Source organism: Enterobacter sp. 50793107, from assembly GCF_001463365.1.
Taxonomy (GTDB): domain Bacteria; phylum Pseudomonadota; class Gammaproteobacteria; order Enterobacterales; family Enterobacteriaceae; genus Enterobacter; species Enterobacter cloacae.
On the sequence record NZ_LNII01000177.1, the window covers coordinates 16,329 to 30,711 of the forward strand.

The 14,383-nt window shown below is 55.4% G+C and carries 12 protein-coding genes; 9 read left to right on the top strand and 3 right to left on the bottom strand.

Annotation, left to right across the window (positions count from 1 at the left end; translation table 11 throughout):
• Positions 1-2: 2 nt before the first annotated feature.
• From APU11_RS26045 to flgL, 4 genes are all read left to right on the top strand, one after another.
• Entirely contained in the window at positions 3-1,100 is a 1,098-nt protein-coding gene (locus tag APU11_RS26045) for a flagellar basal body P-ring protein FlgI (protein ID WP_060578772.1), read from the top strand.
• Positions 1,100-2,053, top strand: coding sequence for a flagellar assembly peptidoglycan hydrolase FlgJ (gene flgJ / locus APU11_RS26050; protein ID WP_020689612.1), 954 nt, complete (start codon positions 1,100-1,102; stop codon positions 2,051-2,053). The genes APU11_RS26045 and flgJ overlap by 1 nt, the downstream gene beginning before the upstream one ends.
• A 75-nt stretch (positions 2,054-2,128) precedes the next feature.
• The gene (gene flgK, locus APU11_RS26055; protein WP_058651570.1) at positions 2,129-3,766 is read left to right on the top strand and encodes a flagellar hook-associated protein FlgK; all 1,638 of its coding nucleotides are present in this window, start codon (positions 2,129-2,131) and stop codon (positions 3,764-3,766) included.
• A gap of 14 nt (positions 3,767-3,780) precedes the next feature.
• Positions 3,781-4,734: a flagellar hook-associated protein FlgL gene (gene flgL, locus APU11_RS26060; protein ID WP_013097131.1), complete on the top strand. Its 954-nt coding sequence runs from the start codon at positions 3,781-3,783 to the stop codon at positions 4,732-4,734.
• A gap of 76 nt (positions 4,735-4,810) precedes the next feature.
• On the opposite strand, the gene APU11_RS26065 is transcribed toward flgL, so the two are convergent.
• Positions 4,811-6,025, bottom strand: a complete 1,215-nt coding sequence (locus APU11_RS26065; RefSeq protein WP_013097130.1) for an MFS transporter — start codon at positions 6,023-6,025, stop codon at positions 4,811-4,813.
• A 109-nt stretch (positions 6,026-6,134) separates the two neighbouring features.
• Here APU11_RS26065 and APU11_RS26070 point away from each other — a divergent pair, with 109 nt between their 5' ends.
• Positions 6,135-7,073: a LysR family transcriptional regulator gene (locus APU11_RS26070; protein WP_058651580.1), complete on the top strand. Its 939-nt coding sequence runs from the start codon at positions 6,135-6,137 to the stop codon at positions 7,071-7,073.
• A gap of 40 nt (positions 7,074-7,113) precedes the next feature.
• Here APU11_RS26070 and rne read toward each other — a convergent pair whose 3' ends face one another.
• Positions 7,114-10,218, bottom strand: coding sequence for a ribonuclease E (rne, locus tag APU11_RS26075; RefSeq protein ID WP_040019482.1), 3,105 nt, complete (start codon positions 10,216-10,218; stop codon positions 7,114-7,116).
• Between the two features lie 571 nt (positions 10,219-10,789).
• On the opposite strand from rne, the gene rluC reads away from it, so the two are divergent.
• A complete protein-coding gene (rluC, locus tag APU11_RS26080; protein ID WP_028028073.1) occupies positions 10,790-11,737 on the top strand; it encodes a 23S rRNA pseudouridine(955/2504/2580) synthase RluC in 948 nt (315 codons plus the stop codon).
• 94 nt (positions 11,738-11,831) lie between these two features.
• On the opposite strand, the gene APU11_RS26085 is transcribed toward rluC, so the two are convergent.
• Positions 11,832-12,416 (bottom strand): nucleoside triphosphate pyrophosphatase, encoded by a 585-nt coding sequence (locus APU11_RS26085; RefSeq protein ID WP_028028074.1) that lies wholly within the window; start codon positions 12,414-12,416, stop codon positions 11,832-11,834.
• 140 nt (positions 12,417-12,556) lie between these two features.
• Here APU11_RS26085 and yceD point away from each other — a divergent pair, with 140 nt between their 5' ends.
• The 3 genes from yceD to plsX all read left to right on the top strand — a co-directional run bounded on the left by yceD (position 12,557) and on the right by plsX (position 14,383).
• The gene (yceD, locus tag APU11_RS26090; protein WP_013097124.1) at positions 12,557-13,078 is read left to right on the top strand and encodes a 23S rRNA accumulation protein YceD; all 522 of its coding nucleotides are present in this window, start codon (positions 12,557-12,559) and stop codon (positions 13,076-13,078) included.
• Positions 13,079-13,094: 16 nt separating this feature from the next.
• A complete protein-coding gene (gene rpmF / locus APU11_RS26095; protein WP_003857964.1) occupies positions 13,095-13,268 on the top strand; it encodes a 50S ribosomal protein L32 in 174 nt (57 codons plus the stop codon).
• An 80-nt stretch (positions 13,269-13,348) separates the two neighbouring features.
• A complete protein-coding gene (gene plsX, locus APU11_RS26100) occupies positions 13,349-14,383 on the top strand; it encodes a phosphate acyltransferase PlsX (RefSeq protein WP_060578773.1) in 1,035 nt (344 codons plus the stop codon).

The window sequence follows — 14,383 nt, forward strand, 5'->3', positions numbered from 1 at the left end:
CCATGTTTAAATCGATCTTCGCCGTGGCACTGATGCTGGTGGCAACATTTGCCCAGGCTGACCGCATTCGCGATCTCACCAGCGTTCAGGGCGTGCGTGAAAACTCCCTCATTGGCTATGGTCTGGTGGTTGGCCTGGATGGCACGGGTGACCAGACCACCCAGACGCCATTCACCACCCAGAGCTTGAACAACATGCTGTCCCAGCTCGGTATCACCGTACCGGCGGGCACCAACATGCAGTTGAAAAACGTGGCGGCGGTCATGGTAACCGCTTCCTACCCGGCGTTTGCGCGTCAGGGGCAGACCATCGATGTGGTGGTTTCCTCCATGGGTAACGCCAAAAGCCTGCGCGGCGGTACGCTGCTGATGACTCCGCTGAAAGGGGTGGATAGCCAGGTTTATGCCCTGGCGCAGGGTAACATTCTGGTGGGCGGCGCGGGGGCCTCTGCAGGCGGCAGCAGTGTGCAGGTCAACCAGCTGAACGGCGGGCGTATCACTAACGGTGCAATCATTGAGCGTGAACTGCCGACCCAGTTCGGCGCGGGGAATACCATCAACCTGCAGCTGAACAACGAAGATTTCACCATGGCGCAGCAGATCGCCGACACCATCAACCGCAGCCGCGGCTATGGCAGTGCGACGGCGCTGGACGCTCGTACCGTGCAGATCCGCACCTCAACGGGCGGCAGCAACCAGGTGCGCATGCTGGCCGATATCCAGAACATGGAGGTGAATGTCCCTGTTCAGGATGCCAAAGTGATCATCAACTCCCGTACCGGTTCGGTGGTGATGAACCGTGAAGTGTCGCTGGACAGCTGCGCCGTGGCGCAGGGTAACCTCTCGGTAACGGTCAACCGCTCCGCCAACGTCAGCCAGCCGGATACCCCGTTTGGTGGTGGGCAGACGGTGGTAACGCCGCAAACCCAGATCGATTTGCGTCAGAGCGGAGGCTCGCTGCAGAGCGTACGCTCCAGTGCCAACCTCAACAGCGTGGTGCGTGCCCTGAATGTCCTGGGGGCAACGCCGATGGATCTGATGTCTATTCTGCAATCCATGCAAAGTGCGGGCTGTCTGCGCGCCAAACTGGAAATCATCTGATGCTGACCGATAGCAAACTGTTGACCAGCGCGGCCTGGGATGCCCAGTCGCTTAACGAACTGAAAACCCAGGCAGGCAAAGACCCGGCGGCGAATATCCGCCCGGTCGCCCGCCAGGTGGAGGGGATGTTTGTACAGATGATGCTGAAGAGCATGCGTGAAACTCTGCCTAAAGACGGCATGTTCAGCAGTGATTCAACGCGCCTGTATACCAGCATGTATGACCAACAGATTGCGCAGCAGATGACCGCCGGTAAAGGGCTCGGTCTGGCTGACATGATAGTCAAACAGACCGAAGCCGCGCAGGGGATCCAGCCGAAGGATGAGCCGCAGCAGGTGCCGATGAAGTTCGACCTGCAAACGGTGACCAGCTATCAGAACCAGGCGCTGACGCAAATGGTGCGTAAAGCGATACCGAAGGCGACGGTGAGCAGCGATGAGCCGCTCTCCGGCGACAGCAAAGACTTCCTGGCACAGCTTTCGCTGCCGGCCCGTCTTGCCAGTGAACAGAGTGGGGTACCACATCACCTGATTCTGGCGCAGGCCGCGCTGGAATCGGGCTGGGGTCAGCGCCAGATCCGTAAGGAAAACGGCGAGCCGAGCTTCAACATCTTTGGCGTGAAGGCGAATGCCAGCTGGAAGGGGCCGACAACGGAGATCACCACCACCGAATATGAAAACGGTGCGGCGGTGAAGATCAAAGCAAAATTCCGCGTTTACAGCTCTTATCTGGAAGCGTTGTCCGATTATGTAGGCCTGTTGAGCCGCAACCCGCGTTATGCCGCCGTTACGCAGGCGGCTACGCCTGAGCAGGGCGCGCAGGCCTTGCAAAATGCGGGCTATGCCACCGACCCGAACTATGCGCGTAAGCTCACCAGCATGATTCAGCAGCTTAAATCGATGGGCGAGAAAGTCAGCAAAGCCTATAGCACAGATATCGAAAATCTGTTCTGAAACTTCTCAAGTCCCGGTGGAGGCTGCCGATAACTTTCATCAGGACTCGTGTCTGAACGAATAAAAGGAACCTCCATGTCCAGTTTGATTAACAGCGCCATGAGTGGCCTCAGTGCTGCTCAGGCGGCACTCAATACCGTCAGTAATAACATTTCAAGCTATAACGTGGCAGGTTACACCCGCCAGACGACCGTGCTGGGTGCGTCTAACAGCACGCTGACCGGCGGTGGCTGGGTGGGCAACGGGGTGTATGTGTCTGGTGTGCAGCGTGAATATGATGCTTTCATCACCAACCAACTCCGCGCCGCGCAAACGCAGAGTAGCGGTCTGACGACGCGCTATCAGCAGATGTCAAAAATTGACGATGTGCTCTCTGATTCTACCAACTCACTTTCGACGACGCTTCAGGATTTCTTCAAAAGCCTGCAAACGCTGGTGAGCAACGCGGAAGACCCGGCCGCAAGACAGACGGTGCTGGGAAAAGCGGATGGTCTGGTCAATCAGTTTAAAACGAACGACCAGTATCTTCGCGATCAGGATTCTCAGGTTAATACCGCCATCGCTTCAAGCGTTGAGCAGATCAACAACTACGCAAAACAGATTGCGAATCTGAACGATCAGATTTCCCGTCTCACCGGCGTAGGGGCAGGGGCATCGCCAAATGATCTGCTGGATCAGCGCGATCAGCTGGTGAGTGAGCTGAACCAAATTGTGGGTGTTGAAGTGGCTGTTCAGGATGGTGGCACCTATAACGTCTCCTTTGGCAACGGTTACAGCCTGGTGCAGGGGAGCAAAGCAAACCAGTTAGCTGCGGTGAAATCCAGCGCCGATCCGACCCGGACGACTATCGCCTACAGCGATGAGGTGTCCGGCAACGTCGAAATTCCCGAGAAAATGGTCACCACCGGTTCGCTGGGGGGCTTGTTTACGTTCCGCTCAGAAGATCTGGATAAAGCGCGTAACAACCTCAACCAGCTGGCACTGGCCTTTGCGGACGCGATGAATAAGCAGCATGAAGCCGGGTTTGATGCCAATGGCGATGCCGGTGGCAAGCTGTTCGACTTTGGTTCGCCAGTCGTGGTAACCAACAGTCGCAATACCGGTACGGCCGCAATGACGGCCACTGTGGCAGACAGCACCAAAGTGCAGGCCACCGATTATAAGCTGCAGTTTAACGGCACCGACTGGACTATCACCCGTTCGGATAAAACCAGCTTCACCATGGCCCCGGACGCAAGTGGCAATCTCTCCTTTGATGGCCTGAGCGTCAACGTGACCGGTAGTGCGAACGCCAAAGACAGTTTCATCGTCAAGCCTGTTTCTGATGTCATCGTCAATATGGAGCTCAAGTTCAAAGATGAGTCCAAACTGGCTATGGCATCCGCAAGCAACGGTGGCGAGAGCGACAACCGCAATGGCCAAAAACTGCTCGATCTGCAAAACAGTAAGGTTGTTGGCGGCAATAAGACTTTCAACGATGCCTATGCATCCCTTGTCAGTACGGTCGGCAGCTCAACCGCCGCGCTGAAAACCAGCAGCGAAACGAAAGCGAATGTGGCGACGCAACTGACTAAGCAGCAGCAGTCCATCTCTGGGGTAAACCTCGACGAAGAGTATGGCAACCTGCAGCGCTATCAGCAGTATTACCTTGCCAATGCGCAGGTTTTACAAACTGCCAGCACGCTTTTTGATGCAATTATCAATATTCGCTAAGGCTGAGGTGAAAAATGCGTATTAGCACCCAGATGATGTACGACCAGAACATGAGGGGAATCACCGATTCCCAGAGCAAGTGGCTGAGCTACGGTGAGCAAATGTCCACCGGCAAGCGTGTTAACCGTCCGTCGGACGATCCTATTGCGGCGTCGCAGGCGGTTGTGCTGTCACAATCTCAATCCCAGAATAGCCAGTTTGCCCTGGCGAGAACGTTCGCCACGCAAAAAGTCTCTCTGGAAGATAACGTGCTGAGCCAGGTTAACGCGGCAATTACCAGTGCGAAAGAGAAACTCGTCAACGCAGGAAATGGCACGTTAAGTGATGACGATCGTCTGTCACTGGCGAGTGACTTGCAGGGTATCCGCGATCAGCTGATGAACCTGGCAAACTCAGCGGATGGTAATGGTCGGTATATTTTTGCTGGCTATAAGACCGAAGCGCCACCGTTTGATTCCGTTACCGGTGATTACAACGGCGGAACACAGGCCATCTCTCAGCAGGTTGATACCGCCCGTAATATGGTGATTAGCCACACTGGTCAGCAGATCTTCGAAAGTATTACCAGTAACGCCAAAGAACTGCCTGGCGGCGGTTATGGCGAGACGAATATGTTCAAGATCCTCGACTCGGCCATTTCCGCGCTGAAGGTTCCTGTTGATAACGACTCTGCGGCGGCGGAAGTGCAGAACAAAGCGATTTCTGACGCACAGATCGGCATCACCAATACCCAGAACAATGTCCTTACCGTCGTGGCGGATGTGGGTACCAAGATGAACGAACTGGAAAAACTCGATAACCTGGGCGATGACCGTGCGCTGGGGCAGACTCAGCAGATGAGCGATTTGGTCGATGTTGACTGGAACAGTGCCATTTCTTCTTACATTATGCAGCAGGCTGCCTTGCAGGCGTCCTATAAAGCGTTTAGCGATATGCAGGGTATGTCGCTGTTCCAGTTGAACAAATAACATCTTTACCTCTTAGAACATGTCTTGAAACTGGGCATGTTTTGACTGCCCAATCCGTCTGGATTGGGCATTTTTTTTAGGCGATGTCTGCCTGCACGGCGCTGACGCGAGCGCTCTCAATCAGGCGAATGACCAGCGCAATGACGCCGCATACCGTCGCAAGCGCGACCACCCCAGTCCATCCTGCCAGCGTATAGATATTACTGCCCAGCGCAGAGCCCAGTGCCATGCCGATAAAGATTACCGTAAAGAGCAGGGCGTTCAGGCGTCCACGGGCCTGCGGCTCAAGGCTATACACCAGATTCTGATGCGCCACCAGGCTTGACTGCAGACCCAGATCGAACCCGACGGCGGAGAGGGCAATCAGGATGAGCTGTCCATGAAGGCCCAGCGCGGGCATCAGGAACATCAGGGCAAATGAGACGGTCACGAGAAGCGCACCGAGCTGCGTGACTTTTCCGGCACCCAGCTTATCGGCCAGACCTCCCGCCAGCGGGGCGGCTAAGGCACCTGCAGCACCTGCAATACCAAATCCCCCCGCGACCGCACTTCCTAAGTGATAACGTTCCAGCAGCATCACCGCCAGCGTGGACCAGAAGGCGCTAAAGGCAATCGACAGAAAACCCTGAGCCAGCGCCGCGCGGCGCAGAGCCGGATAACGACGCCACAGGTGTTCCATAGAACGCAGCAGCGCCGGGTAGCTCAGGGTGGAGTGGATGGCAAACCGCGGGAGTACGGCCCACATCACAACGCCGATAAACGCAATGCTTGCGGCAGCCAGCTGGTACATGACGCGCCAGCCAAAAGCCTCACCTACCACGCCGCTGACGGTTCGGGAGAGCAGAATACCCAGCAACAGGCCGGTCATCACCGTACCGACGGTTTTCCCCTGTTTGCCTTCCGGTGCAAGGATTGCCGCGGCAGGAACGATATCCTGCGCCATGGTGGCGGCCATGCCAATAAGCAGACTTGCCAGCAGCAGGGAGTGGATCTGTCCGGTCAGGCTACAGCCAAGCAGAAATAGCGCCAGGGCTGCACTTTTTATCAGGATCAGTGTTCTGCGGTCGTGGCGGTCGCCGAGCGGCAGCAGGAACAGGATCCCCAGAGCATATCCTGCCTGGGTAAGCGTCGGGACCATGCCCATTCCTTCGATACTCAGATGCAGGTCAGCGCCCATCAGCGGCAGCAGAGGCTGGGCATAATAGATGGATGCCACACTGAAGCCCGCACCGAGCGCCAGCATTAAGATGACCCAGCGGCTTACGGCATGGGCGGCGGATGTTGTGTTCATAAGATGTTCCTCATTCATCGTGTGTGGCTATTTTTTATCAGCAAGCCTTGCAGCGGTAGCGGGCCCGGTGGTAAAACTCTTATACGTTTAGCGTATAGGCAAAAAGATGATGAAAAGAGTTGAACGTATAGACAGGGTGGAGCTAATGCGGACGTTTGTTCGTATTGTTGAGGCCGGATCCCTCTCTGCGGCGGCACGGCAGCTGGCAACCACCCAGGCCACGGTGAGCCGACGGTTGCAGTCGCTTGAGACGATGCTCGGTGTGCGCCTGATATTGCGCACTACTCACACGACGCGTCTGACGGATGACGGCGAGCGCTGCTATCAGCACGCCCGTCGGGTGATTGACAGCTGGCTGGCACTGGAAGATGAGGTAGGGCAGACAGAAGACGAACCGGTAGGCGTCCTGCGGGTACGCGCCCCGCACGCGTTTGGTCAGGATCAGCTCCTGAAACCGTTAACCGAATTTCTGCAGCGTTATCCGCAGCTTTCTATTGAGTGGATGCTCAACGACCGGTCGGCTGACTTCCTCGGCGACAACCTTGACTGTGCGATTCGGGTGGGCGTCGAGGTTGACCCGGCGACCGTGTCCGTGCTGCTGGCTGAGGTGCCGCGCTCAGTGGTGGCTTCTCCGGCATTGCTGGCCCGTTTTCCGGCGGTTAACACCCCGGAAGATTTGCAGCAGCTTCCCTGGATAGCCATCAGCTCTTTCTACCAGCGCCATGTGGAGCTTTTTCACGATGCCTCGCCAGCCACCGCGCGCGTGGCGATTACTCCCCGCCTCAGTACCGACAGTCTGTATGTCGCACGTAATACGGCTCTCACCGGGCTTGGCGTGGCGGTGGTATCAAGCTGGACAGTGCAGGAGGATATTCGGGAAGGGCGGCTGGTGCATTTACTTCCCGAGTGGCAGCCGGCGGCGTTACCGGTGCATCTGGTTTACCCCTGGTCCCGTTACTATCCGGCGCGCTTGCGGCGTTTTCTGGAGTTGATGCGGCAGATCATGCCGGAGGTCACTGGAATGAGAAAGCCGCTACAGCAGCCATAAAAAAGCCGACCCGAAGGTCGGCTTTCACACTTAGCGTGCGTTATTCAACTGACTGCGGACGGGTTGCTGGTGCAGTAGCCTTGTGCGTAGCACTGTGACCACCGGCAGCACCTTTACCTTCGAAGTTGAACTCCGGGCGAACCCAGTCGCTGTGACGCGGTGCTTCAGGCACATACTCAGGCGCAGGGGCGCGAGTCATCGGTGCTGTGGCAACGTGCGCAGGCGCGACGGCAACCTTCACCGGCTCGGGTTTCACTTCCGGCGCTTTCGCTTCTTCAACAACAGGTTCAACCTGAATCTCAACGTCCTGCACAACCTCTTCGGTCGTGGTTTCAACGATGGTTTCAGCGGTTTCTTCCACTGCGGCTACAGGTTCAGCCTCTTCAGCGACTTCTTCAGCCACCACGGCATCTTCTTCGGCAATAAGCTGCGGCGCGGCATCAACCGGCGCGGCAATCACTTCTGGATGGGTGGTTTCGACGTCCACAGCGTGAGGTGCTTCAGTTTCAACAACCTGTGGTTCAACCACGTTTGCCGCTTCCGTTACAACCTCTTCTACCGCTGCTGCTGGTGCTGGTGCAATCACCTCTTCGGTCACTGCCTGTTCTTCAACAGCCTGTTCCGGGCGAGCAACAGGGTAGCGGATCCAGACTTTACCGGATGCCATTTCAGGTGACGCGCACGCCACGGTCATTGGCATTGGGGACTGCGTTGGGTAACGCTCGTCACGGTAGCGACGACGACGCTGACCGCTCACGCGCAGATGACGCGGAGAACGGCGCGAGCGACGCGGCATACCCGCGTTGTCACGGTTTTCACCGTTTTCATCCTGCTCTACCTGATTTTCCACGACGGCCGGGAGGTCAACTTTCGCAACCTGCGTGCCCGTTGTGGTTTCTGTCACTTCGGCTGCGACAGCTGCGGTTTCTTCTGCCTGAACAGCACCGACGCGCACTTTCTGAGACAGCTGGCGCTGCTTACGACGTGGCATAACCTGAGTACGTTCTTCCTGCTCGGTCTCCTGCTGCTCAGCAGGCTCTTCGCGATTCAGGTTTTTAACGTCCTGCTGCGCCTGGCGTTTTTCGTCGTTACGGCGACGGTTACGCTCACGGCGAGGCTGCTGCTCGTCGCGCTGTTTGCTCTTCTCGGACTCATCGCCCGCCTGCTGGCGAATTTCACGATCTTCAACGTTCTGCTGTTGTTTCTCGCGACGATTGCGACGGTTGTCTTCGCGTTGCTCACGGCCTTCATTGTTGTCCGAACGGTTGTCACGACGCTCGTTACGGTCGCTGCGGTCATTACGATCGCGGCGGTTGTTCTGACGCTTACGACGGTCCTGCTGACGCTCAGGTTTAGCCGCTTTAGGTTCTTCTTTCGGCTGCTCTGGCTGAACTTCTTCACCTGCGAACATTTTCTTCAGCGCGCCAAAGAAACGGCTCAGCAGACCCGGTTGTGCTGGCTCGGCTTTTGCCGCCACTGCCGGTTTTTGTGCCGCAGGTTTAGCCGCTGGTTTTTCCAGGGCACTTTCTGGCGGAGCTTCCGGCATGATGAAGGTCGCTAATGCAGGCTGCTCTGGCAGTTTACGCTCGGCTGGCTCTTCATCAGATGGCAGCGCCATCTCTTCTTCATGCAGCTTCGGCAGCAGGTAGCTGAGTGTGCTGGTCTCTTCGCCTTTACGGACACGCAGCACGTGATAGTGCGGCGTTTCCATCTGGTCGTTTGGCACGATGATGCAGCGAACGCCGCCCTGGCGCGCTTCAATGGCACTCACCGCGGCACGTTTTTCGTTCAGCAGGTAGGAGGCAATTGGCACCGGAACAATGGCGTGAACCTCTTTGGTGTTCTCTTTCAGCGCTTCTTCTTCAATCAGACGCAGAATAGAGAGAGACAGAGATTCGTTATCACGAACGGTCCCGGTACCGGAGCAGCGCGGGCAAACGTGATGGCTGGATTCGCCCAGAGACGGGCTCAGGCGCTGGCGGGACATCTCCAGCAGGCCAAAGCGTGAAATATGGCTAATCTGGATACGCGCACGATCCTGGCGCACCGCTTCGCGCAGACGGTTTTCAACCGCACGCTGGTGACGAACAGGGGTCATGTCGATAAAGTCGATAACAATCAGACCACCCAGGTCGCGCAGGCGGAGCTGGCGGGCGATTTCATCAGCGGCTTCAAGGTTGGTGTTGAAGGCGGTCTCTTCGATATCGCCGCCGCGCGTCGCACGTGCGGAGTTGATGTCGATAGCGGTCAGCGCTTCTGTGGTATCGATAACGATAGAACCGCCGGATGGCAGACGGACTTCACGCTGGAAGGCGGACTCAATCTGGGATTCAATCTGATAGTGGCTGAACAGCGGGATTTCGCCGGTGTACAGTTTGATTTTGCTGGTGAAGTCCGGACGACCCAGTGCGGCGATGTGCTGGCGAGCCAGCTCAAGCACTTTCGGGTTGTCGATGAGAATTTCACCGATATCCTGACGCAGATAGTCGCGGAAGGCACGTACAATAACGTTACTTTCCTGGTGGATCAGGAACGGAGCAGGGCGGCTTTCTGCTGCTTTCTGGATAGCTTCCCAGTGCTTCAGACGGAAGCTTAAGTCCCACTGCAGCGCTTCGGCAGATTTGCCCACACCGGCGGTACGCACGATAAGACCCATGCCATCCGGCAGTTCAAGACTGGCCAGCGCTTCTTTCAGTTCGGTACGGTCATCGCCTTCGATACGGCGAGAGATACCACCCGCACGCGGGTTGTTTGGCATCAGCACCAGATAACTTCCCGCCAGGCTGATAAAGGTTGTCAGTGCGGCACCTTTGTTGCCGCGCTCTTCTTTATCAATCTGAACAATCACTTCCTGACCTTCACGCAGAACATCTTTGATATTCGGACGGCCATGAGCGTTGTAGTTAGCAGGGAAATATTCGCGGGCGATCTCTTTCAGAGGGAGGAAACCATGACGCTCAGCACCGTAATCGACAAATGCAGCCTCAAGGCTTGGTTCAATGCGGGTGATTTTACCTTTGTAAATGTTCGCTTTTTTCTGTTCGTGTCCAGGACTTTCGATATCCAGATCGTACAGGCGCTGCCCATCCACAAGGGCGACACGCAACTCTTCTTGCTGAGTTGCGTTGATTAACATTCTTTTCATCGTAACTTACTCGTTATTCTTACATTGACGACAAAGCTGCGGGCAAGGTGACGCTTTCCGGGGTATGAACCGATGGCCTCGTGTCTATTCACGTCGCCAACCTCACGGTTGTCGCTCGCTTAAGAGGCGCAGAGTGTCGGTTGCCTGTGTTTCATACGGAAACACAGCGCAATTATCAGGGGAATTGCCTGGGTAGAACTCTCCAGAGAACAATCCTTATACCGGGAAGTACTGCAACCCGCAGCCCGCTAACTGCCTGAAAGATCAATACGTCTTACGCCATTGCTGCGTGGATGATCGGTCAGACAAAATTGGTCATTCCGTCGACATCCTTACAAAACCCGGATTTAACGCGGAAAACGGCTTCATTATTCCACTGCTCGCCGGGTTATAGCAAGATGACTTTTACCAATTATCACCCGGTTACTCACAGTTTCTTCACTTCAGTATGGTGATTGGTTTAATAACCACCAAATCGATTGCGCGAAACCGGGGCAGGCCGGATAAAAGTAAATATAAGCATAGAAAAATGAGTGGCGCTAATGCCTGACGATATTTAGAATCGCCAACCATGAAAACAGAGACTCCAGCCGTAAAAATGGTTGCTATCGCCGATGATGAAGCGGGGCAACGTATCGATAACTTTTTGCGCACCCAGCTGAAAGGGGTACCAAAAAGCATGATTTACCGCATCCTGCGTAAGGGCGAGGTGCGGGTTAACAAAAAACGCGTGAAACCTGAGTATAAGCTCGAAGCCGGTGACGAAGTGCGTATCCCGCCGGTGCGTGTTGCCGAACGTGAAGAAGAGGTCGTGTCGCCTAAGCTGCAGAAGGTGGCCGCCCTGAGTGATGTGATCCTGTATGAAGATGATCATATCCTGGTGCTGAATAAACCGTCGGGTACGGCGGTACACGGCGGCAGCGGTCTCAGCTTCGGCGTGATTGAAGGGCTGCGCGCGCTGCGCCCGGAAGCCCGTTTCCTCGAACTGGTTCACCGTCTCGATCGTGACACCTCTGGCGTGCTGCTGGTCGCCAAAAAACGTTCAGCCCTGCGCTCGTTGCACGAGCAGTTGCGCGAAAAAGGGATGCAGAAAGATTATCTGGCGCTGGTGCGTGGTCAGTGGCAGTCCCACGTGAAAGTGGTGCAGGCCCCGCTGTTGAAAAATATTTTGCAAAGCGGTGAGCGAATTGTTCGCGTCAGCCAGGAAGGTAAACCGTCTGAGACGCGCTTTAAAGTAGAAGAGCGCTATGAGTTTGCCACCCTGGTGCGCTGTAGCCCGGTGACGGGCCGAACCCATCAGATTCGCGTGCATACCCAGTTTGCGGGCCATCCGATTGCGTTTGACGATCGCTATGGCGACAGGGAATTTGATAAGCAACTGGCGGGGACGGGGCTGTCGCGTCTGTTCCTGCATGCGGCAGCGCTGAAGTTTACCCATCCAAATACCGGCGAGACTATACGTATTGAAGCGCCGCTGGATGAGCAGTTGAAACGCTGCCTGAAAGTTCTGCGCGGCTAAGGTAAAAGTTAAACGGCAACGGAATTGCCGTTTTTAATGTTTGCCCCCTCTCCCTGTGGGAGAGGGCCGGGGTGAGGGCATCAGGCCGCAACGGTCACGCCGTCAGCGGATTACACGCTTCGCGTCTTAACATCTGGCACAGCGCAATCAGCGGTAAGCCCACCAGCGTGTTCGGATCACGCCCCTCCAGCTTTTCGAAGAGCGCAATCCCAAGACCTTCACTTTTAAAACTGCCGGCGCAGTTGAGAGGCCGTTCACGACGCACATAATCAGTGATTTCTTGCTCGCTCAGGTGTCGGAAGTGAACATCAAACGGTTCGCATTCGGTCTGCAGGTGGCCCACGGCGGAGTTGTAGAGCGCGAGGCCGGTATAAAAGGTAACAATATTGCCGCGCGCCTGCATAAGCTGTTTACAGGCATTCTCTTCGGTGTGTGGCTTACCGGTGATGACACCATCCAGCACGCAAACCTGATCGGAGCCTATAATCAAATGCGAAGGGTATTGTGCGGCAAGCGATTGTGCTTTCTCTTTCGCCAGACGCGTTACTAAATGACGCGGCGACTCGCCAGGTTGTGGCGTCTCGTCAACGTCCGGCGCGGCACACACAAACGGGATCCCGAGCTTTTCCAGCAACATTCGGCGGTAGGGAGAAGTGGAAGCGAGAACGAGATTTGGCATATTTTTATCACCAGATATAGCGTATCGATGCCTGCCATTTTAAACTACAGGCCGCAATGTGTGCGAATAATTGGCAAAAGGCAGCCCTGGTTGCCTTTTTCTTTGACTATATGACGTTACAAAGTTAATATGCGCGCCCTATGCAAAAGGTAAAATTACCCCTGACTCTTGATCCGGTTCGTACGGCTCAAAAACGCCTCGATTACGAAGGTATCTATACTTCCGATCAGGCTGAGCGTATTGCCGAATCCGTAGTCAGTGTGGACAGTGATGTGGAATGCTCCATGTCGTTCGCTATCGATAACCAGCGCCTTGCCGTTTTAACCGGTGATGCAAAGGTGACGGTAACGCTCGAATGTCAGCGTTGCGGGAAACCGTTCACACAGCACGTTCACACAACGTATTGTTTCAGTCCGGTTCGTTCTGACGAACAGGCTGAGGCACTCCCGGAAGCGTATGAGCCGATTGAGGTTAACGAATTCGGTGAAATCGATCTTCTGGCTCTGGTTGAAGATGAAATCATCCTCACCTTGCCAGTGGTTCCGGTGCATGATTCTGAACACTGTGAAGTGTCCGAGGCGGACATGGTCTTTGGGGAACTGCCTGATGAAGCGCAAAAACCAAACCCATTTGCCGTATTAGCCAGCTTAAAGCGTAAGTAATTGAGGAGTAAGGTCCATGGCCGTACAACAGAATAAACCAACCCGTTCCAAACGTGGCATGCGTCGTTCCCATGACGCGCTGACTGCAGTTACCAGCCTGTCTGTAGACAAGACTTCTGGTGAGAAACACCTGCGTCACCACATCACTGCTGACGGTTTCTACCGCGGCCGCAAGGTTATCACTAAGTAATCACGCGTTTGCGTGATTAGGCTTAGTGAGGAACTCCCCGTGCAAACGGGGAATTTACCGAACCAGGCTGCGACGATACCTTGACACGTCTAACCCTGGCGTTAGATGTCATGGGAGGAGATTTTGGGCCTTCCGTGACAGTGCCTGCAGCATTGCAGGCACTGAATTCTAATTCGCAACTCACACTTCTTTTAGTCGGCAATCCCGACACAATCACGCCATTACTTGCAAAAGCTGACTTCGAACAACGTTCACGTCTGCAGATTATTCCTGCGCAGTCAGTTATTGCCAGTGATGCCCGGCCATCGCAGGCGATTCGCAATAGCCGTGGCAGCTCTATGCGAATGGCGCTGGAGCTGGTAAAAGAAGGACGTGCGCAGGCCTGCGTCAGCGCGGGGAATACCGGCGCGCTGATGGGGCTGTCGAAATTACTGCTCAAGCCTATTGAGGGCATTGAGCGTCCGGCGCTGGTGACGGTACTCCCGCATCAGCAAAAGGGCAAAACGGTGGTGCTCGATCTGGGCGCTAACGTCGATTGTGATAGTACAATGCTGGCTCAGTTTGCCGTGATGGGGTCGGTGCTGGCAGAAGAAGTGGTCGGGATCAAGACTCCCCGTGTTGCGTTACTGAACATAGGTGAAGAAGAGACCAAAGGCCTGGACAGCATTCGCGAGGCTGCCGAATTGCTTAAACAGGTTCCCTCCATCAACTATATTGGTTATCTCGAAGCCAATGAGTTGCTGACGGGGAAAACGGATGTTCTGGTGTGTGATGGCTTCACTGGAAACGTGACGTTGAAGACCATGGAAGGGGTTGTGCGAATGTTCCTTTCTCTCCTCAAATCGCAGGGAGAAGGTAAAAAAAGCGCCTGGTGGCTGATTTTATTAAAGCGTTGGTTACAAAAAAGCCTGACGCGGCGATTCAGTCACCTCAACCCCGACCAGTATAATGGCGCCTGTCTGTTAGGATTGCGCGGCATTGTGATCAAGAGTCACGGTGCCGCCAATCAGCGAGCATTTACTGTCGCCATTGAACAGGCAGTGCAGGCGGTGCAGCGACAAGTCCCTCAGCGGATTGCCGCTCGCCTGGAATCTGTATTAGCTAAAAGTGACTGA

Coding starts and splice junctions, on each gene's coding strand:
- APU11_RS26045 (WP_060578772.1), top strand. CDS start 3: ATGTTTAAATCGATCTTCGCCGTGGCACTGATGCTGGTGGCAACATTT.
- flgJ (WP_020689612.1), top strand. CDS start 1,100: ATGCTGACCGATAGCAAACTGTTGACCAGCGCGGCCTGGGATGCCCAG.
- flgK (WP_058651570.1), top strand. CDS start 2,129: ATGTCCAGTTTGATTAACAGCGCCATGAGTGGCCTCAGTGCTGCTCAG.
- flgL (WP_013097131.1), top strand. CDS start 3,781: ATGCGTATTAGCACCCAGATGATGTACGACCAGAACATGAGGGGAATC.
- APU11_RS26065 (WP_013097130.1), bottom strand. CDS start 6,025: ATGAACACAACATCCGCCGCCCATGCCGTAAGCCGCTGGGTCATCTTA.
- APU11_RS26070 (WP_058651580.1), top strand. CDS start 6,135: ATGAAAAGAGTTGAACGTATAGACAGGGTGGAGCTAATGCGGACGTTT.
- rne (WP_040019482.1), bottom strand. CDS start 10,218: ATGAAAAGAATGTTAATCAACGCAACTCAGCAAGAAGAGTTGCGTGTC.
- rluC (WP_028028073.1), top strand. CDS start 10,790: ATGAAAACAGAGACTCCAGCCGTAAAAATGGTTGCTATCGCCGATGAT.
- APU11_RS26085 (WP_028028074.1), bottom strand. CDS start 12,416: ATGCCAAATCTCGTTCTCGCTTCCACTTCTCCCTACCGCCGAATGTTG.
- yceD (WP_013097124.1), top strand. CDS start 12,557: ATGCAAAAGGTAAAATTACCCCTGACTCTTGATCCGGTTCGTACGGCT.
- rpmF (WP_003857964.1), top strand. CDS start 13,095: ATGGCCGTACAACAGAATAAACCAACCCGTTCCAAACGTGGCATGCGT.